Origin of the sequence: Pediococcus acidilactici DSM 20284 (assembly GCF_000146325.1) — a bacterium.
In the GTDB taxonomy this organism is placed as follows: Bacteria; Bacillota; Bacilli; order Lactobacillales; family Lactobacillaceae; genus Pediococcus; species Pediococcus acidilactici.
The window spans coordinates 1,536,828-1,556,799 of record NZ_GL397067.1 but is presented as its reverse complement, the minus strand read 5'-3'; the positions used below and the strand labels follow the sequence as shown (position 1 = coordinate 1,556,799).

The 19,972-nt window shown below is 43.6% G+C and carries 16 protein-coding genes and 1 other annotated feature; of the genes, 4 read left to right on the top strand and 12 right to left on the bottom strand.

Translation table 11 applies throughout. The features are described from left to right. Positions 1-133 precede the first annotated feature (133 nt). Entirely contained in the window at positions 134-1,468 is a 1,335-nt protein-coding gene (locus HMPREF0623_RS07445) for an MFS transporter (RefSeq protein ID WP_002830951.1), read from the top strand. Between the two features lie 69 nt (positions 1,469-1,537). Here the strand turns inward: HMPREF0623_RS07445 and tyrS are convergent, their stop codons facing one another. From tyrS to HMPREF0623_RS07415, 6 genes are all read right to left on the bottom strand, one after another. After that, complete coding sequence (gene tyrS / locus HMPREF0623_RS07440; RefSeq protein ID WP_002830950.1) at positions 1,538-2,791, bottom strand: tyrosine--tRNA ligase; 1,254 nt, start codon at positions 2,789-2,791, stop codon at positions 1,538-1,540. Positions 2,792-2,854: 63 nt separating this feature from the next. Next, positions 2,855-3,053, bottom strand: a binding site (T-box leader). A gap of 41 nt (positions 3,054-3,094) precedes the next feature. Next, positions 3,095-4,495, bottom strand: a complete 1,401-nt coding sequence (gene pepV, locus HMPREF0623_RS07435; protein ID WP_002830948.1) for a dipeptidase PepV — start codon at positions 4,493-4,495, stop codon at positions 3,095-3,097. 377 nt (positions 4,496-4,872) lie between these two features. After that, positions 4,873-5,511, bottom strand: coding sequence for an SDR family oxidoreductase (locus HMPREF0623_RS07430; RefSeq protein ID WP_004166558.1), 639 nt, complete (start codon positions 5,509-5,511; stop codon positions 4,873-4,875). A gap of 109 nt (positions 5,512-5,620) precedes the next feature. Beyond that, positions 5,621-6,088 carry a hypothetical protein gene (locus HMPREF0623_RS07425; RefSeq protein ID WP_004166557.1) on the bottom strand — a complete coding sequence of 156 codons (468 nt, stop codon included), beginning with the start codon at positions 6,086-6,088 and terminating at the stop codon, positions 5,621-5,623. Between the two features lie 234 nt (positions 6,089-6,322). Further along, positions 6,323-7,630, bottom strand: a complete 1,308-nt coding sequence (gene celB, locus HMPREF0623_RS07420) for a PTS cellobiose transporter subunit IIC (protein ID WP_002830555.1) — start codon at positions 7,628-7,630, stop codon at positions 6,323-6,325. A gap of 513 nt (positions 7,631-8,143) precedes the next feature. Then, the gene (locus tag HMPREF0623_RS07415) at positions 8,144-9,259 is read right to left on the bottom strand and encodes a DUF871 domain-containing protein (protein WP_004166554.1); all 1,116 of its coding nucleotides are present in this window, start codon (positions 9,257-9,259) and stop codon (positions 8,144-8,146) included. A 154-nt stretch (positions 9,260-9,413) separates the two neighbouring features. On the opposite strand from HMPREF0623_RS07415, the gene HMPREF0623_RS07410 reads away from it, so the two are divergent. Both HMPREF0623_RS07410 and thiD read left to right on the top strand, forming a co-directional pair. After that, on the top strand, positions 9,414-10,466 hold the full coding sequence (locus HMPREF0623_RS07410; RefSeq protein WP_004166553.1) for an Mbeg1-like protein: 1,053 nt from the start codon (positions 9,414-9,416) through the stop codon (positions 10,464-10,466). Between the two features lie 140 nt (positions 10,467-10,606). Continuing rightward, on the top strand, positions 10,607-11,416 hold the full coding sequence (gene thiD, locus HMPREF0623_RS07405) for a bifunctional hydroxymethylpyrimidine kinase/phosphomethylpyrimidine kinase (protein ID WP_002830558.1): 810 nt from the start codon (positions 10,607-10,609) through the stop codon (positions 11,414-11,416). A 92-nt stretch (positions 11,417-11,508) separates the two neighbouring features. Here thiD and HMPREF0623_RS07400 read toward each other — a convergent pair whose 3' ends face one another. Then, positions 11,509-12,330 carry an LptM family lipoprotein gene (locus tag HMPREF0623_RS07400; RefSeq protein ID WP_036671396.1) on the bottom strand — a complete coding sequence of 274 codons (822 nt, stop codon included), beginning with the start codon at positions 12,328-12,330 and terminating at the stop codon, positions 11,509-11,511. Between the two features lie 164 nt (positions 12,331-12,494). Here HMPREF0623_RS07400 and HMPREF0623_RS07395 point away from each other — a divergent pair, with 164 nt between their 5' ends. Beyond that, on the top strand, positions 12,495-13,100 hold the full coding sequence (locus tag HMPREF0623_RS07395) for a nitroreductase family protein (protein ID WP_002830941.1): 606 nt from the start codon (positions 12,495-12,497) through the stop codon (positions 13,098-13,100). A gap of 190 nt (positions 13,101-13,290) precedes the next feature. Here HMPREF0623_RS07395 and HMPREF0623_RS07390 read toward each other — a convergent pair whose 3' ends face one another. The 5 genes from HMPREF0623_RS07390 to HMPREF0623_RS07370 form a co-directional block, all read right to left on the bottom strand. Beyond that, on the bottom strand, positions 13,291-14,787 hold the full coding sequence (locus HMPREF0623_RS07390) for a glycosyltransferase (protein ID WP_004166550.1): 1,497 nt from the start codon (positions 14,785-14,787) through the stop codon (positions 13,291-13,293). Beyond that, positions 14,787-16,385 carry a glycosyltransferase family 4 protein gene (locus tag HMPREF0623_RS07385; protein WP_004166549.1) on the bottom strand — a complete coding sequence of 533 codons (1,599 nt, stop codon included), beginning with the start codon at positions 16,383-16,385 and terminating at the stop codon, positions 14,787-14,789. Before HMPREF0623_RS07385 ends, HMPREF0623_RS07390 begins: the two co-directional genes overlap by 1 nt. Before the next feature lie 470 nt (positions 16,386-16,855). Next, complete coding sequence (locus tag HMPREF0623_RS07380; protein WP_002830936.1) at positions 16,856-17,830, bottom strand: DMT family transporter; 975 nt, start codon at positions 17,828-17,830, stop codon at positions 16,856-16,858. Positions 17,831-17,995: 165 nt separating this feature from the next. Beyond that, positions 17,996-18,265, bottom strand: coding sequence for a 30S ribosomal protein S14 (rpsN, locus tag HMPREF0623_RS07375; RefSeq protein WP_004166548.1), 270 nt, complete (start codon positions 18,263-18,265; stop codon positions 17,996-17,998). Between the two features lie 166 nt (positions 18,266-18,431). After that, positions 18,432-19,589 carry a glycerate kinase gene (locus HMPREF0623_RS07370; RefSeq protein ID WP_002830573.1) on the bottom strand — a complete coding sequence of 386 codons (1,158 nt, stop codon included), beginning with the start codon at positions 19,587-19,589 and terminating at the stop codon, positions 18,432-18,434. Positions 19,590-19,972 lie beyond the last annotated feature (383 nt).

Below are 19,972 nucleotides of genomic sequence, written 5' to 3'. Positions count from 1 at the left end.
ACAAAAAGTTGGATAAAGCTGCACCAACCCCCGAATATGCTTCCTTAACCGTTGATAATCCACCTTTACAGTCCGTCATTCGTGTTGTACTTTAGAACTGTTATAAACAAAAACAAAGGAAGCGACTTATTTTATGACTCCATTATCTAAAAAAGCTTACCGTTGGTTCGTCGCCACGCTACTGCTTGGGACGTTTACCATGTCGATAAGTCAATCATCCCTGTCAACCGCTTATCCCACCTTCATGCATTACTTTAACTTACCAGCTAGCACGGTCGCCTGGCTCACTACCGGCTTTATGTTAATCATGTCGGTAGTGATGCCTCTTTCACCGTGGATGCTAAATAACCTTAATTTCAAACGGATGTACATTAGCTTATTGCTAATTTTCATTATCGGAACCTTCATCATTATTTTTGCGCCAAATTTCGCAATGATGATGGTCGGTCGGTTAATGGAAGGTTTCTCCGTTGGGGTACTATTTCCCACATACCAGTCGGTAATTTTGCAGATCACTCCCGAAGGGCAACGGGGAGCCACCATGGGAACCGTTGGCCTAGTTATGGGTTCGGCCCTTGCAGTGGGACCGATTCTTTCCGGAGTAATTCTACAAATCTTTAATTGGCAGTCAATCTTCATCTTCTTTAACTGTCTATTAATCCTAGTCACCCTGCTAGCGTTCAAAACCATCGTTAGTCCCGTACAGCAAAGCCATTCCGAGTTAGATTTTGTTTCGGTGCTGCTTTCTTTAGGAATTATCGGCTTGCTATATTTTATCAATGAGATTAACCAACAGGGTTGGAACCTTTCACTCGCCATCATTTTAGCAATCTCGTTAGGAATGTTAGCCTGGTTCGTTATTCGTCAGTTCCACTTAACTAACCCGCTGCTTCACCTAGAAATTATGCGCATTAAAAATTTTGACCTTGGGGTTTTACTAACGGCGTTTGCGTACATGTCGTTGATTACCGTCACCATCGTCATGCCACTTTATTTCCAACAAGTTTTACACCTTTCGCCGTTTTGGTCGGGACTCGCACTAGTTCCCGCCGCGGCCCTTTTATCCTGGCTCAACCGGCAAAGTGGTAAATTAGCTGACCGGATCGGTTTTAAACCCGTTATGATCATCGGAATCGCCATCTTCATCGCGGGCTGGTCGTTAATGATCCTCAACGTCTTTTTAGAAAGTCTGGTAATTGCTATTTTGGCTACGATGGTGGTGGAGGCCGGAAACGCCTTTGTAATGATGCCTGCCACCACGCTCGGCGCCAATTCGTTGCCTGACCATTTAATTCCGCACGGTTCGTCCATCATTGCCACCGTTCGCCAGGTCCTGGGTTCAACGGCCGTGGTAATTGCCACCGTCATTTTAGGTACCGACAATTTCTTGGGCGTTTTTAGTTGTTTTCTACTATTAGAAATCTGCGCCCTCTTCTTAGCCTTTAAAATCAAAGACGTTCACAAGTAATGTCATACTTAACAAAAAAAGGTTCGCAACAACCTAACTTGGTTTGTTGCGAACCCTTTTTATCGTTAATTATTTTACCCGTGCTAAGAAATACTTCTTCTTACCGCGCCGAACGATCACGAATTTGCCATCAAAATGACTAGTTGGATCAATTTCAGCGTCCACATCCGTAATCTTTTCTCCATTAATTCGGATGGCACCGTTCTTAATGTCTTCCCGGGCTTGACGCCGAGATGGTTCAATTTTCGTGGTGTCGACCAACCACAAAACAATGTTTTCCTTCTTGTTTTCGACTTCCACACTTGGCATGTTCTTGAAACCTTGTTCGATTTCGCTTGCGGTGAGGTCCTTCACATCCCCAGAGAAAAGGGCTGCTGAAATATGTTGTGCTTCCTCTACCGCAGCCTTGCCGTGGACGAATTCCGTAACTTCTTCTGCCAAACGCCGTTGTGCTTCGCGTTTTTCAGGAGCTGTTTTAACCGTTTCTGCTAACCGTTCAATTTCTTCGTGGCTAAGGAAAGTAAAGTACTTCAAGAACTTCACCACGTCACGGTCGTCTTGGTTTAACCAGAATTGGTAGAATTCGTAAGGGGTCGTCTTTTCAGGATCAAGCCAAACGTTGCCGCCTTCTGATTTACCAAATTTCGTTCCATCCGCCTTTAGCAATAGCGGAATTGTCAAACCATAAACCTTGGCGTCCTGGCCTTCCATCCGGTGGATTAAATCAGTACCAGCTGTGATATTTCCCCATTGGTCACCACCACCAATTTGCAATTGCACGTCTTCGTGTTTGTATAAATGCAAGAAATCGACCGATTGCAAAATTTGGTACGTGAATTCGGTAAAGGAAATTCCGACTTCTAGGCGACTAGCTACGATATCCTTAGCTAACATTGTATTAACGTTGAATAATTTTCCGTAGTCGCGCAAGAAATCCAGCAAGGACATTTTTGAAAGCCAGTCGTAATTGTTCACAATTCGGAAATTATCTGTCCCAAAGAATTTAACCAATTGTTTCTTCAAGGCTTCTTCATTGTGGTGAACTTGTTCCATGGATTGGAGAACCCGTTCGGATTTCTTACCTGACGGATCCCCAATTGAACCCGTTCCGCCACCGATTAAGATTACCGGTTTGTGTCCGGCTTGTTGGAATCGTTTCAAAACCATGAACGGGATCAAGTGCCCAATGTGCATACTGTCCCCAGTTGGGTCAATTCCCGCATATAAACCAATTGATTTTTCTTCGGTTAATTTCTTAAGACCTTCTTCGTCGGTTTGCTGGTTGATTGCGCCCCGCCAATCTAATTCGTCAATAATGTTCATCAGTTAGTACCCTCCATTCTGTTATTAATCATCAATGGAATAAAAAACGCCCCCAATCAACTGATCAGGGACGAAAAATTCCGCGTTACCACCTTGAATTGAGTTATTACACTCCGCTCAACATCGATAACGAGATGATCCGTTCTTTTAAGCAGAAAGCTCCATAGTGTAATTCACCGAATGGGTCAGTCTGGTTTGCAGCTCCCACCAGATTTCTAATTGCTGAACCCATCCCGCTACTAGGCTACTTCATTGCTTCAATATCGCTGTTAATTTTACGGATAATTCAAACTAGTGTCAACCTTATTTAGCTAATTCATAAATTGCGTGAGCGTAGATTGCAGCTGCGTTGACAATGTCTTCAATTGCCATGTATTCGTTAGCTTGGTGCATAACGTTTTCCCGGCCAGGGAACTGCGCTCCAAAGGCAACTCCGCGTTCTAAAATCCGGCCATAGGTTCCCCCGCCGATTACCATTTCTTGTCCTGCTTCTCCGGTGTGTTCCGTGTAAATTTGAAGCAAAGTCTTTACCAACGGATCGTCAGCAGGAACGTAATGTGGTTCTTGTGCGTGACCATGTAAAGCAACTTTAGCCTCGAAATCAGCCAACGCTGCCGTCGCATTCTTAATGATTTCATCCGTAGAGATGGATTGTGGGTAACGAATATTGATAATTACCGTACCAGCTTGTCCTGCTTGGTAGTCAAACAAGTCTGGTGAAACCGTCAAATCGCCCATTTGAGGGTCCACGGTATTAATCTTCAATTGGTGTCCCCGTGAATCTAGGTGCATTTTTTCTGCAATTAATTTAAGGTAATCGTTAGCCACTTTACGGTTCAAGAAGTCGGCTAAGAAAGTGGCCGCGTTCAAGCCTGCCTTGGGTTCCAAGGCGTGTGCGGACTTACCTACTAAGTCAAAGGTGATTTGTTGTCCGGCAACGTTCATTGCCCCGGTAAGGCCGTTTTCACTTAGGTATTCTTGGTATTCAGCTTGCCAAGCAGCTTCGTCCACGTCTGCTTTTGCTAAGACAACCGCCTTAGCTTCGCGAGGAATCATGTTGTCCTTGATTCCGCCCTTGAAAGATTGTAATTCAAAATCCCCAGTTGCTGATTGTGCGGGCACTTCAACTTCGAAAGAAGCAATCCCCTTTTCCCCGTTAATAATTGGGAATTCAGCATCTGGCGAAAAACCGAAGTCGGGTGTTTGCTCAGTTGCCAAATAACGGTCCATTCCGTACCAGTCGGACTCTTCGTCAGTTCCTAAAATCAAACGCACCTTCTTAGAAACTGGCAACTTAAGGTCCTTAATGATTTGTAACCCTAGGTAAGCAGCCAAAACGGGACCTTTATCATCGCTAACTCCCCGAGCATAAATTCGGCCATCTTTGACCACTGGCGCAAATGGGTCGGTATCCCAACCTTCACCAGCGGGAACTTCGTCAAGGTGTCCTAAAATACCTAAAATTTCTTTGCCATCGCCATATTCGACGTGACCTGCCACATTTTCAACGTTTTTGGTTGTAAATCCGTCTGCTTCGGCGAATTCTAACATCTTCAAAAGGGCTGCCTTAGGTCCCGGACCAAGCGGGGCATCCTTTTCGGCATGTTCTACATCGCGGGAACTGTCAATTTTCAACAATTCCATTAGACGTTCTAACATTTGATCTTTACGTTGCTCAACTTCTGCTTTCCAATCAATATTCATGGGCTAATACCACCTTTATTTTTTTCATTAAAACTTGTCGTAACTATAGTATGAATTATACAGAATAACGTTCATCCGAGGCAAGAATTCCGCGAAACTTACCAACTAACCAAATCCAGCTGGCCATCTAAGGAGGCCGTTTGGATAGCCTTTAATTAATAAAATCAGCTCCTTGGAAAAATTGTTGAACAACGTTTAGGGAGGTTGGCCTTTGTTTAAGAATCCCAATAGCTACTCGCTGCTTAACCAAAAATCGGCAACTATGCCAATTGAGGCATAATTGCCGATTTTCATTAACATTCACCAACTATCCGCCCCTTATTCTCCTCGCTTCATTTCAAGTACTTCAGGTCGGTCAAGTTAACAAACTTAAGTTACTAATACCAGCTTGGTTTGTCACCATCGGTATTAGGTTTATTGACCCCGATGGAATGCTTAATTTCCGTATTGTTTTGAATTAAATCAACTACTACGTGTGCGATACTCTTTCGTGAAACTTCCGTTCCCTTGAAGTCTTCGCCCTTTTGAGTAAATTCGTATTCAATTTCATCGTGGTTAGTTAACCATGCTGGCCGAACCACCGTATAATCTAGGTCACTAGCTTCGATAACGTCCGCTGCTGACCGATACCGCGTGAGGTAGCTACCTAGCGTAGAATTATTCCATTCGCCAAATTTGCCCGGTACTTCGTCATAAATTCCTAACGTAGAAATCCAAACGAGGCGCTTAACGCCGGTTGCGTCCATCGCTTCAACGACCGCTTTTGCTTGATCGGCGATGTTATTACCTGCAAGGTTAGCGTAAACCGCATCAACTCCTTGCATAGCATCTTTCAATTGGTCAACGTTAGCCGCATCCCCGTCAATTACCGTTTCCCGGTCAGGATTAGATGGAGTGAGTCGCTTAGCATTCCGTAAGAAAAGCTTCAGCTCATCGTCGGTTTCTTCCATAAATTCCTTTTCTGCTAATTGAGCAATTTGCCCGTGTGCTCCTAAAACTAATACTTTTTTTGTCATTTTTATCAACCTCCACTATCGATTTTAACCGCTTACAAAAAATCAGCAAGTATTAGCGCCTTTCGGTATAGGGTGAAAACCTTCAGCGTTATATACATTTTATAGTGTTCTAGTGAAAGGCCACAAAGACTTGCCAAATGGAGATGACGGTACAAATCAGTATTACCAACAGGTCCCCGATGATGGTTTCCATTTCCATCAATGCAAACCGGTTTACGTCTCCATCTACGTGATCAGCACGTCGCCGGGATTTAATCGCAATCCAGCAACCGTATGCGCCCAGTAGGCAAGCAAACGGCACCAAAAATAACGCATTTTTATTAATCATCCCACCAGTGGCCTTCAACGTAGCTGGCACCTCGTTTTGTAACATCGGTGCCGTGAGGAGCACAATCATTAGCGGAACAAAGGGCAACCAGCGCAACCAGTTGAACCGGTTTAACGCCGCATTTTGCATCCATCCGGGCAAGTCTTTAATCATTAGCCGGGGCTTACGCGCGTTGGCAATCACTTTCTGAGCATTTTGGGCGCGTTGCGTTCGTTGCTCAGAAGTCAATTTTTGCTTATGTTTACTCATTAAAATCAATCTCCCATCCCTAAATGAGGCGCTTTATCGCCTTCTTCACCATCATAAACCATTACATAATTTCATGCAGGCGGTTTCTAATTTGCGCACTAACCAGCACTCTCATTACATTAGTTAGTTGGTTTGGTTATTCGTAATAACGTTGTTTAACCAACCTTTGACAATTGCCGTTTTTTATCAAAAAAATGCGACTAAACTTTACTCGTTTAGCCACATTTTTATTTTCTAAGCGTTCATTTCTGCGCGTTTTGCTTCTTCTTGTTGAAGAGCTTGACGGTCAGCAATCTTGAAGAATGGGTAGTAAACTAGTCCACCAATTGCTAGGTTAACTAATTGAATTACCGCACCCGAAATCTTACCAGTTGCCAAGTAACCAGAAATCAGTGGCGGAGTGGTCCATGGAACCGCAATTCCAAGTGGCTTAGCAACCAAACCGAACTTCATTGCGTAGTAAGTGGTTACTACCGAAATTAATGGAACAATAACGAACGGAATTGCCATTACCGGATTCAATACCATTGGAACCCCGAAGATGATCGGTTCATTAATGTTAAATAAACCAGGAATCGCAGTTAATTTACCAATGGCCCGGAAGTTTTCTGACTTCGCCAAGAACATTAGCATAAACGCCAATGCCAAGGTTTCACCAGCACCACCAAAGTGAATGAAGTTATCCACGAATTGTTGGGTAACGATGTTTGGTAACGCTTTGTGTGCCTTCGCAGCGTCAGCGTTTTCCGCCATCTTACCTAACCAAACCGGCGCCATGATCCCCCCAACTACGTTAGAACCATGAATACCGAATAGCCATAGGAAGACAACGAAGAATTCAGCAACTAACATTCCGAAGATTGATCCGCCAACCGCGTTCAATGGTTGCGAAACGATTACCGTGATTACGTTTGGAATCGTCTTAAAGTCGGTAAAGCTAACCAAAAGCCGTAATAGCCACATTCCTAAAATAATTACAAATCCAGGAATCAATGATGAAAAGGCGTGACCGACGGCAGGTGGAACCGTGTCTGGCATCTTAAATTGCCAATCCTTATGAATCATCCAAACGAAGGCGTCGGTTACGAATAGACCAATCAGCAAAGCTTCAAACAAGCCCATTGAACCTAATTGAGTTAACGGAACCCAAACCGCTCCCGCTTTATCGACATTTAATGGAATCGTTAACATAAATGCCGCTAAGGAAACCATACTTGCCGAAATGGCGTCGATTCCATCGTAAGACTTCGCTAATTCAAACGAAATCCCGATTACCGCTACCATCCCGATAATACTAAACGTTGCGTTGGTAGCCCAGCCGACCGTATCTTGCCAACCGGCACCAAACAAACTCGTCATCATGTTTAAATAAGCTGGAATTGGAAATTGACTAATAATCATAAACACTGAACCAATAATGATCAGTGGCATAACTAAGGCAAATCCATCCCGCAATGCTACCAAGTGACGAGAAGATGCTACTTTACTTGCCAAAGGCATTAGCTTTTCAGCAAATCCATTGGTTTTATTGTTGTCACCCATTACAACAACCTCCTTATAAATAAATTTGCCGGCATCCCAATAATCAAACGTGCAAAATAAGTGATATACCCTTGTAATACCGGCCAAAGCGTTGAAATCGCTTTCACAAGTTCATATTAACATTTGTACCTACAAATTAAAACCAATACGCACAAATATGTAATTTGTTTTTTTAGTAACCCTTTTGAGTCAAATAATTTGTCAAAATTAGTTAACTACGGTAGGAAACCCACTTTTTTGCTTGAATGACCATTTTAGAAGTAGTACAGGGCATTAACTTAGCTTCTCGTGCCGGATTAAAAAGTATGGTCGCGCTTCTCTGCTACTCAGTCGAAACGGGCTCTTAGCCCCAGTTGCTTCCGGTTAGCTAAATTAAGGCATCAATCACACAACCTGCGATTAATGCCTGTGCGTTCTTCTGCTACCTAGTCAAAACGGGCTCTGGAACCCAACTCTCTCCGGTTAACCAAAAATAGGCCTAGTCGCTTAAATCGCGACTAGGCCTATTTTTCGTTAATCCTCAAGAGCTGCCCGGGTTCCAGAGCCCTCTACCATCCTAAAATCACTCCACGGCTGCAATGTTTCCAACAGCATCATATCAGTTGGTGCCACGTGGCCCACCACGTTCACTCGGCCGTTGTTTTCTAAATCTTGCAACGCAATTTGGGTTTCCGCCTTATATTGTGCGTATTCGTTATTCATTACTAACACGTCGCCCTTATGAATTGGGACCGTATGGCGCGCCGGAACATCTTCATCCTTATACCAAACCCGTGTCATGGTACTCCGTAGTACGTAATCGGAGTGATCACCCCGGTACGTGTGTTGGCTATCGAAAATAATTTTCCGTTCAGTATCGGTCAAGCCGGCATCCGCAATCACCCGCACGATTGGTTGCGAAGCGTTGAAGGCCGCTGCCGCTTCTTTAAGATCCGCCTCACTCACTCCAGCATTTGAAATTAGAATATCGTCAATTAAGCCCAACATTTTCAAATGCATGATTTGAGTAAACAATGATTGGCCGCGATGCATTTCTAACGAGACCATTCCCTCTTGTAACGGCCAAGGTCCCACTGAACCAGACGGCGCGTTCACAAAGGCCGCCGTATTAATATTATGCCGCCGGTATTGTTGGGAAGTTTGCTTAAAGTAGTCCAAACCTAATCCGGTGTAGCGTTGCGGATAAAAGTTATGCGACCCGATTAGATTTTGCCGGTCGGGAGCATAATCCATAATTTGGTCAATATAATGGGTACCGCGACTCATGTTGACCTCGACCTTCAATCCGTATGGATTATGCGTCATCCGCGCTTCTTCCATTCCCGTGAAACCTTCGTCTAACCGTACTGCCCACGCACCAATGTCGTGGAAAAATTTAAGGTTATCATATGACACGCCCAATTGTTTAAACAACTTCGGGTTCATGTCCACCATGGTGTCCATTCCTAACGACTTGCCGTATTCAATTAAGTCTTTGAAACGGGCCACCACCTGATCTTGATCCCCCTTAATTTGCAAGAACGACGTGAAGATCCGTTGAAAACCATATTTACTTGCCAATTTAATATATTCTTTGGTTTCCTCAATCCCCATTCGGTCGGGATAAATCGAAATACCTAGTCTACCCATTATTTTTCCTCCTTATTCACACTGGTCTAAACCAATATTGTATTCGCTTTCAGTATATCATAGATAGTTAATTGACGTGAAAGCATCGTTTGACTGAAAAACTAGTCGCGTGCTACCCTTTTTCATATAGATAAAGAGATCGGGGCAAATTTAAATGACTAAATTAACCAATTTTCTAAGCGAGTACCAGCGACCAATCCACGATCCGCTAGAACTAGACCTAGCCTTATTTAGCCGGTTGGTTGAATTGCCATTAACTATGGCCACTAGTGAATTAGCGTTGCCGGCGTTACTGCCGGATTTTTGTGCTACGCTTCTCGCCCAGATCCAGGCCAAGGATTATTTAACCCTTCCGGCCGATCGGCAACTATTAGAACAGATTGCCCACAGCAATCGTTACCAGAAGGTTACTTTAGAAAAACTCAGTCCGGATAACGAGCATTTTTTAGCAATCACTTTAGGAATAACCAAAACACTAAAAGTGATCGCCTTTCGGGGCCCTAACGGAACGCTGCTTAGTTGGCGAAAGGACCTGCACTTTGCGCTAACGGACCCCGAGGCTTTGCAAAGCGCTGCCCAAGCATATTTGCAACGCAGTTTACAAGCTGACGATCGCCAAATCATTTGCGTGGGCTTCTCTCGTGGCGCTGCAATTGCCGCCCTAGCTTGTGATCATCTGACAACCCCGACAGCTCAACGCATTCAACAGGTTTTACTGTTTGAAAGTCCGGGCTTACCCGTAGGAAAATACCATTTTGACGTACCTGTCTTAGAATTAATGGCGCCGCTTTCGGTATTTTCCTTAGTGGGGATGCATCCCTTTCCCAAGCGAACTGTTAATAGTTTAAACGCGGGGATTTGGCAGCATGACCTTACTTCATGGACCACGGACCGGACGGGGAGTTTTGCAAGTGCCGTGGGAATCGCGGCCCCAGCAGGTTTTGATCAATCCCCCTTCTTCAAACAGCTGTCTCCTAGCATTACCGAAGAAGACGCTAATCGAATCGTTGACGTTTTATTCGCGGTATTTCGAGAAGCTAACTACCCGTCGATTCCAGAATTAATTAAGCATTGGAACCAATTTACCGGTCTAATCCACCAACAAGTTCGCAATGAAAACTCGGTAGTTCAACTTTCAGTTAATCGGATTCAGCAAATTATTTTCCAAAATGCCGCCACTAATTTACAAGCGGCGCTTCGTCGATAACTTTTTTAATTTTTTTGGGGGAGGTTTTCCCGCTCAACACTAGGCTGAGGGGAAACTCCCTTTTTCTTTTCCCAACTTGCTGATCTACCAATTTTTAAATATGTTATCCTTAAACCAATAAAGAATAAGGAGTGAGTTTAATGTCAAATGAATTTCCACAAGCTTTAACAATCGCCGGTTCTGATTCCGATGGTAGCGCAGGAATGGAGGCTGATTTAAACACCTTCCAACGTCGCGATGTCCACGGAATGTGCGTGATGACCGCTTGCGTTGCCGGAAACTCTTACGGTATTCAAGCTAGTCACCCGCTTCCTACTGATTTCGTTGACCAGGAATTTCAATCCCTAGCCGACGATTTCAAAATCCGGGCTAGCAAAACCGGAATGTTAGCTGATGCACCAATGATTGAAACCGTTGTCAAAAATTATCAAAAATTCGACTTTGGTCCTTTAGTTTTGGATCCGGTCATCATTACCAAACACGGTGCCTTACTATTGGAGGAAGACGCGTTTGAAACTTTGAAGGCGAAGTTGATTCCGTTAGCTACCGTGATTACCCCTAATTTTTATGAGGCAATCAAGTTAACCGGCATTGACATTCAAAATGACGATGACATGGAACGCGCTGCAAAGATGTTGCAGGAAATGGGCGCTAAAAATGTGGTCCTTAAGGGTTCGCATAAACCAGGTGCTCAAAGCGAAGTACGCGATTTCGTTCTTCTAGAAAATGGTGAAAGCTTCTGGATGAGCGCCCCATACGTCGAAACGGACCGGGTTAACGGTACAGGTGACGTACTTTCAGCTTGCATCACTGCTGAAATTGCTAAGGGAACTGACATTGCCACTGCTATTCGAATCGGCAAACGCTTCGTTACCGCCGCAATTAGCAACTCCATTGCTGTAGGCCACAAATATGGTCCGGTAAATCACTTAGCACCGTTTGAGGACTAAGTTAAGCCGGTAAATGTAGAAAATAAAAATAATATTGATGAAATTAAAAAAGTTGAGGTAAGAATTTTAATTCTAACCCCAACTTTTTTATTTTAATCCGCACTTTCCGTTGCTTCTTCCGTAGTTGCTTCAACTTTATCAGTAACGGCGTTATTTACCGTGGCATCCGTGTCCGATTCGTCAGCTTGATCGCTTACCGTATCGTTAGAACTTGGCGCTGAACTAGCACTCCCGCCGCTGGTACTTGAATGATAATGGTTGCCTCCGCCTTGGTAGATTGGATAGCTGTAACTTGGCGCACTATAGCTTGGAGCCACGTAACCACCGCCCGCGGTTCCCGTAGTGTTCGTTCCAGTATTCGAATTGCTGGAACTAGCCGCACTGGATACATCATCGCCAGCCGTAATATCTACTTCTGCACTGCTGTCATCTGCAGACGAAGATTGTTCGTCCACCGATGAAGATTCTTCAGCAGAAGAAGAGGATTCCGCCGCGCTGCTTTGATTTTGTTCCCACTCGTGGTAAGCAGCCGAATCGTTATATACTTTAAACTTTTGCGTTCCACTAGCTTGATGATGTTTAGCCGTAGCGGTAATCATAAATTCGGCTTCCTTGGTGTGTTCGCCTAAATGCGCGTTAAAGATTAACTTTCCATCCGCATCCGCCGTTAAATTTGCTACCTTCTTAGTTTTAGTGTTGGTTATCTTAACTTTAGCTTTTGAGTTAGTCTTGATCGTGATCAAAACGTTTCCCAAATTATTAGTCTTCTTTTTCTTAGTAACCACTTGCAGCTTGGTTGGCGACTGGGTCGTTTTTTCTGAGGAAACCGTCCCGCTCGACGCCGCTTTCTTACCGCAAGCTCCCAAGGTGACTGCCATCGTTAAAGCTGCCATCACCGTGATAATTTTCTTCATCTTCCATCCTCCGCCACATCGTTTATTAACCATATTATTACAATTGATTGGCAATCGGTCAATTTATTTTCTAAAAAACTTGCAATCCCCTCAACTTTTTTATATACTAAAGCTACTTACTAAAAGTAAGCCAGACAATTATAGTTACAGAAGGGATGTTCAATATGTCAAATTCATTTTTAGAAAACTTAAAAAAACGTCGGTCAATCTACGCACTAGGTAAAAACGTAAAGCTTAGCGAAGACGAAATTACCGAAATCATCGAAGAAGCAATTCGCCAATCACCAAGCGCATTTAATAGCCAATCAATCCGCGCGGTTATCCTTTACGGTAAGGCTCACGATGAACTTTGGGATGGAATTTTAGATATTTTACACGGCGAAGTTCCTAACGAAGAAGCCTTTAAAGCTACCAAGGCAAAGGTCGAAGGCGCATTTAAGGCCGGACTCGGTACCGTCCTCTTCTACACCGATGAAGACGTCATCGCTGACTTGAAGAAGAATTTCCCACTATACAAAGATGCATTTGACATGTTTGGTGAACACGGAATGGGAATTGCTAACGTGGACGTTTGGACTGCATTAGCTAACGAAGGCATTGGCGCTTCTCTTCAACACTACAACCCAATTGCTGACAAATTCATCGCAGAAAAATTCGATATTCCAGCTAACTGGACTTTGAAGGCACAAATGCCATTCGGTTCAATTGAACAACCAGCTGGCGATAAGGAATTTATGCCAGATGACGAACGCTTCCGCGTTATTAAATAATTTTTTCATTTAAAACAAATAGCAGCTGAGTAAAACTAAAAATTTTTGGTGCGTTGCCTTCAACAGCGTCAAAAGTCAGTTTATTCCGCTTAATCCCAAAATGACCATTACGCCAAATTCAGGCATAATGGTCATTTTTAGTTAATGTTCATCAATTATTCAATTGCTGTCCCGCGCTGTTTTTATTTACTCATCCTAGAATATTTTTCCACTGTTGATAAACCGTTCTTGCTTGATAAGCCTGGGCCGTTTGTTGAGCTCCCCGGCTTAATTTTTGCCACAAATCTGGGTCCTGTAGAATTTGTTTTACTCGTCGGGCCATCTGCGCCTGATCACCATTTGTGACGACAAACCCGTTGACATTATTTTCCACTAAATTTTCAATGCCGTAGTCGGTATAGTAAGCAACCACCGGAACCCCATGCGCCATGGCTTCAATGACGCTAATCCCGCCAGCTTCGTCGTAAGCCGTATTAATGAGTACCTGTGCCTGATTATAGAAATTGTCCATTGCTGCATCCGGCAAGTAATCACCAAAAATAACGTGCTCGGCAATTCCCATGTGTTGGGCCATCTGTTTCAAACGACCTAATAGTTGGTGATCATTTGTGTAGCCCCGGTATTCCAACGTCGCGTCGGGAAGCTGATCAAACAACCGCAAAAAAGCTGCCAACGCTTCGTCGGGGCGCCGATCACTTTCTAAACGTCCACTGAAAATAGCGTGGTCGGGAGTACGCTTCTTTTTAGAAACGGTATTAGCCAAAATCTTAGCATCAACTACCGTATCAGCCGCCACGTAAACTGGTGTCTCGGGAAATTGCCCTTGAATAGCCGTCTGCTGTTGGACAGTAGGCACGATGATTCCATCAATTTCTCCCGGTTCTGCTTGAAATGCGGGTGTATAGGCTGCATAAACATTGCCGTGATGGTCCGCGTGCGCTCCATGAAAGGCTAACCACCGGGATTGGGCCTTTTCAACTTGCATAACCATCAAATCCACGTCGCGGTGGTCGGCAACCATGACCGCTTTGTCGTCTTGTTCCGCAATTTCGTTTAAGAAGAATAAAAACAAGTCCTCTTGCGAGTCAAACCGGTAATCCTGCCCGTGATAACCAATCAGTTTCCACATGGTGGGCTGTAATTGATCCGCAACGTTCATATAAACATTTTCTAAAACTACTTCTCCTGCTAAATTTAAAAAGCGGCGCACTCCTAAGCTGCCATCGGGGTGGAAGTAATCAATTGACGATTTGAAACCGCGCCAATCGTAATTATCCCGGGAAACTAGGTTATCAAAGCGGTCGTAATATTCCACGTCCCCTACCAAGCCGACCGTCCCTGGTAAAATATTGATCCGTGCAAGCTGTCGGCCCGCGTGATCGACCGTATAATAATCGGGGCCATGATCAACCAGTTGGTATTCATCAAACGGCAACTGCTTAAATTCCCGTACCGGTACCGCCACGGTTGGCGTTTGCGTAGTTCCTTGAAAATAATCGTACATGTTTAATACTTGATCGCCGGCCAATCCAACGCGCTGGGCATCCCGCAACCAAAAGCGGTTATAATCCATCGTTACGTACCGTGCGGGATCATTTTGTTGGTTAAAAAGACGGGTCCGTTGGGCTTGAGCATGCTCAGTTCCCGAATTAAAGGTGTAAATTCCTCGGCTAACAAAATACTTCATTATTCAACATCCTCCCGAAATTCTGGCATTGCCTGAAGCTTTGCTGGCCAGCTTGCTTGTGCGTCATCTAGTAGCGCCTGCCAAGCTTGCCAAACTTGTTTTTCCGAATAACGCTCGGCCGAAGTGTACGCTCCGGTGGAATAACGCTGCGCTAATTGCTGATCTTGTAAAACCTTGATGATTGCTTGCGCCAACGCTTCGTAATCACCGTAAGGTACCACATTACCATTCACGTCATTTTCTACAATCTCATTGGGCCCGTAATTAACGTCGTAAGTAAAGGAAATTAATCCGTGGGCAATCCCTTCCATTACGGCTAAGTTGAAGCCTTCCATTCGCGAAGTCAACCCAAACATCATCGCCTGATTTTCCACTTCATCTATCGCAGTGGTATATCCCTTAAAACTAACCACCTTTTCTAAATGGTTTTCCTGGATAACCTCTTCCACTTTCCGTTTAGCTTCGTAGTTATTCGCAGGGTCCGCATAACCATAAAGATCGAGCGTCACTTCTGGAATCGTCTGGTGGACGATGGCAATCGCCCGCACTAGGTCGTCAAGGTGCTTCTCCCACGCAATCCGAGCAAAAGCCACCATTTTTCCAAACTTCCGCTTAGCAACTGGAACTTGGGGGGCTTGTCGTAACTGCTCGGGCACAATGCCTACCGGGATGGTAAATAACCGGGTATGGGGGTGAAAACGCTCTTGAACGTCTGCAGTTTGCTTTTGGGTTGCACTGATAAAAGCGTCGTAGCGATCCATCGACCGCAACGCAAATTCATAATGCTGGTTCAACGTAGAATCCATGGGCGCTTGTGCATCACTAGCGTGTGAGTTGTGCAAATGAATCACTCGATAAGCTGGTTTTTCCATGTTTAAAAAGGCCCAGTCAGCTAAATGATTACGATCCAACACAAAAATATTAGGTTGCTTGGTCGACCAAAAATCGTCATTCAGCTCGTCTAGAAAATGCTTCGTAAAGGTTTCAATCGTGTCAAATTGATAAACTTTTCCGTGACGGTCCGTTAATTTCCATCCTGATGGTTTAAGTTCACCAGCCCGGTTCTGCTTGGTAAAAGCTTCGATAACTGTTTTACCTTCCGGAGTTTTCCATTCTTCATTTTCAATCTGATTATCGGGAGTGTACCATTGTGAAAGGGAGACAAAGCCTCGGTAATCGTAGTTGTCAACTCGATAAAGATTTCCAAAGCCGTCAAAAAGTTCGGTAGAGACCACCCGCTCCTCGTCACCCGCGACATTAATCCGAGCGACCAGTTCCTGAGCAGGCGTTACCACTAAATACTGCTGATTTTCCGGTTCATATTTGAGTTCAACGTCCGCGACTCCAAAATCTAAATCATCGGGGTGAACTATGTGACGTTGTACTTGTAAAGCTTGCTGGTAGTAGTCAAACATGTTGATCAATTGCTGGTCGTCAATCCCAGCGGCCTGCGTGAGGCGGTGGGTGTCCGCGCTCCAATCCCGCAAAATCAGCCGACAATCTACCTTCATCTTGTTAAAAAGCTCCAGTCGTTTTAACTCCGCATGTTCAATCCCTGATTTCTGCTCCGGCATTTGTGCATTAATAAAAAAGATCATTGATATTACGCTTTTCCTTCCTTTAATCGCGATTACTTATTTATGTATTATAGTACATACGCTAAATTAAAGTGTGAACGACCTATAAAGTTTCTTATAAATTCGTTAACGGGTTTGGCAAACCATGCTTTACCTCCCCAGCCCTTCCGGCTAACTAAATTACGGGACCAATTGCAAAAACCGCGATCAGCCCCGTAATTCTGTTAGTCCTCACGTCACCTTAGCTACTGAGTCAAAATAAGCTCCAGCCACCAATTTTCTCCGGTTAACCTGATTTCGAAATCAGTCGTTAAACCGCGATTAATTTCGAAACCTTGTTAATCTCTGCCTACTCTGCAACTGTGTCGAAACGTGCTTTGTCACCCAAACCCTTCCGGCTAACTAAATTACGGGGCCAATCGCAAAAAACACGATTAGCCCCGTAATTCTGTTAGTCCTCACGGTTTACCCGGGTGCCAAAGCACTCTTATTTATTTGCTCATCCTCATCGCAATCTTTTCGCCTACTAGCGTAACTACTGATCCAATCAGGATAATTATAATTCCCACAATGGTATTCAAGTGAATCGGATCCCCTAAAATCAACAGCGACAAAATTGGTGCTAGCGCCGGTTTAATAAAGAAAATCAACGAAGCAATCGGTACTCCAGCTTCACCCATTACTACGAAGTACAAACCAAAACCGACCCCCGTAACCAAGAAACTTATGTATGCTAATAACAGAATATTTGAAAGGGTAATCCCTTGGAAGAACGGAATATCGCTAAATCCTTCTAGCCCACTAAAAGCCCTGCTGACTACCGGAATATGAGTAATTGCCATAAAAATCGCTAACTCGATTGCTCCAGCAATAAACGAAAAACACGTCATGGTCATTCCGCCAAATCCCAGCTTATTCGAGCTAAGTCGGGTTAAAATCCCATAAATTGCAAAAGTGATGGAACTTAGCAAACCTAACGTAATTCCTAAAGGATTGGTCAAGTTAAACGGATTAATAATTACCAACAATCCCGCTAGCGTTAAAATTACGGCCAGGGTATTGGTTCGCGACATCTTTTCCTTCAGTAAAACTAGGCCAATCAACATCCCAAATGCAGGGTTAGCACTTAGCAAAATCGCAATTGTGGCGGGCAGTGATAACTGAATAGCTAGTTGATACAACGTCATGCTGACTAACACGCACGAAAATCCAGTCATTGAAAATGCCGCAATGTCCCGTCCTTTCAATCGGCGTCCTTGTTTTTTCAACGTTTTCATTGTGAAGGGTAATAATAGCAATCCCCCGAATAAGAAGCGGATAAAATTCAACTGAATCGGGTTAAACGTCCCTCCAGCAACCTTCAGCGCAATCTCCATTGAACTAAACAAAAAAGTAGAAATGACGACATAAAGCAAGGTCCTTAACTTCACTAAAAAAACTTCTTTCTCTAATATAATTATGTACATATACCATCTTACCACTTTATTTTCAGGGGATTTTCAAATAAAAAGTCGTACTTCTTTGTAAATTTAATGCTCAGTCTTCTACTATTTATTTTTCTAAAAAATGGTACAAAAAAAGCGCAGACCTAATTGTCTTCGCTAATTTATGGAACTTTTCAGCTCTCATCCCTACCAAGAAGCCTTTTTAACTCCTGGAATTTGACCTTCGTGCGCCAATTTTCTAAAATTCAACCGAGACAGCTGAAATTTGCGCATGTAAGCATGCGGTCGACCATCTAACGCGTCGCGTCGGTGAATTCTAGTTGGTGAAGCATTCCGCGGCAACTTACTAAGCTCTTGGTAATCCTTTTGTGCCTTCAACTTTTCGCGCAATGCGGCATAGCGCATTACCGTTTCTTCTATTTTCTTTTCCTTTGCAATTTTAGACTTTTTTGCCAAATGAGCACTCCCTTACTAAAAATAATTGTGCAAACAGTATACTGCCTCACTTACTAAAAGTAAACCATTTTGCTTTCCGCTTTACCGGAATCGCTTACATTTTATCCTTAACTAAGCCAGCCTGTTTTTCAACAATTTCCAGCTTGGATTGTGTCATTTTCAAAAATTATTTTTCAGCGCGGGCCATGTTCATCAATCGAATTATATTACGAGTGACAATCTTAATATTTACGATAGCGTACCGCGTTTCCATCGAACGTCTTAACGAGCTTGGCCTTCTTTGAATAGAGAAAACCGCTACCTTTTCGTTCGGATAATGGCGCATTGAATTGTCTACTTGTCCACAGATGGCTACGGCTGGCACAGACATCTTCGTCGCTAAATCTAGTACTTGATTAATTACGTGCGGAGTTTGCGGATGGTGGGAAATTTTCCCGGTCCCGGTAATAAACAAGTCCGCATCTTCTAACTTTTGTGGTAAACCGACTAAGTTAGCCATTATGTCACCGGTTGGAACGATTTGTCCGCCTAGAACTGCCAACGCTCCCCCGATTCCACCATCTACACCTAAACCAGCAACGTCTCGCAAGTCCAAGTTTAGTTCCTTAATAACCGTCATGAAAAAGCCGTCCATCCGCTTATCAAAAACTTCGATTTGCTTTTTGGTACCGCCCTTATCCATTCCCCAGGTCCGCTGTGCGCCGCGATAGCCTGCATAAGGCCGGTCAGTATTAGTGGCAATCATAATTTCAACGTGATTAAATTGTTGAACTACGCTTTCTAAATTGCGTACTTCTTTAAAATTGGTTGCTAATAAGTTTTTGTCGCGCCCAATTAAATGTCCCTCTTCATCATAAAAGTTAACGCCCAAAGCTTGAAGTAAACCTAATCCTCCATCACTAACTCCCGTTTCTCCGGTAAGAATGAGGATTCGTTTTGCACCGCGTCCTAACGCATCCCGGATTTGAGTTCCTAACCCGAAACTGGTTGCTCGGATGAATGATCCTGGTGATGGCAAAATCCGGTGTTTTCCAGCCGTGCTAGCGGTTGCAATAATGGCTAACGGAGCTTTTTTATAGTTAGTAGTTAAATACGGTGCGTCTACTGGTCGACCCATTAAATCGGTAGTTTTAAAAGGGATTTCCTCGATTTCTCGTCCCCACCGTTTTAAAACATCTAAACCGTCTAATGCACCATCGGAAATTCCAGCAGTTACTACTTCAACTTCTGGATCGATTTTAAAGATACTTTCACGAACTGCTTCGTTAACTTCATCGCTACTTAAGCAATCTTTGAAAGCATCCGCTGCAATTACAACTTTCATTTTTTCACCTCTCGAATCAAATGCCCAGTATGTACAATTTATAACATTCATAATCTTATCATCTTATTATCTGAAAAACAGCTACTTTATATTACTTTTAAAAGGAAATGTGGGGTGCTGTTTCATCCACTAACTAATGACGCTTTAAACCATATTTTGGAACCTATTTAAAATGAAATCAAACCACATTAGTTTTCTTAAACTATTCATTAAAAACCAATCACACCAGAAAATGATTATAATCTCATCTATTCAGTATTGAAACGGCTTTCTACTGGTCATTCTAACATGTACTTTACCATCTGCGTATCAATTAACTATAAAATGTGAAAAAATTTGGAATTTATTCACATTATGCCCTTTTATTAAAAAACATCTCCTAA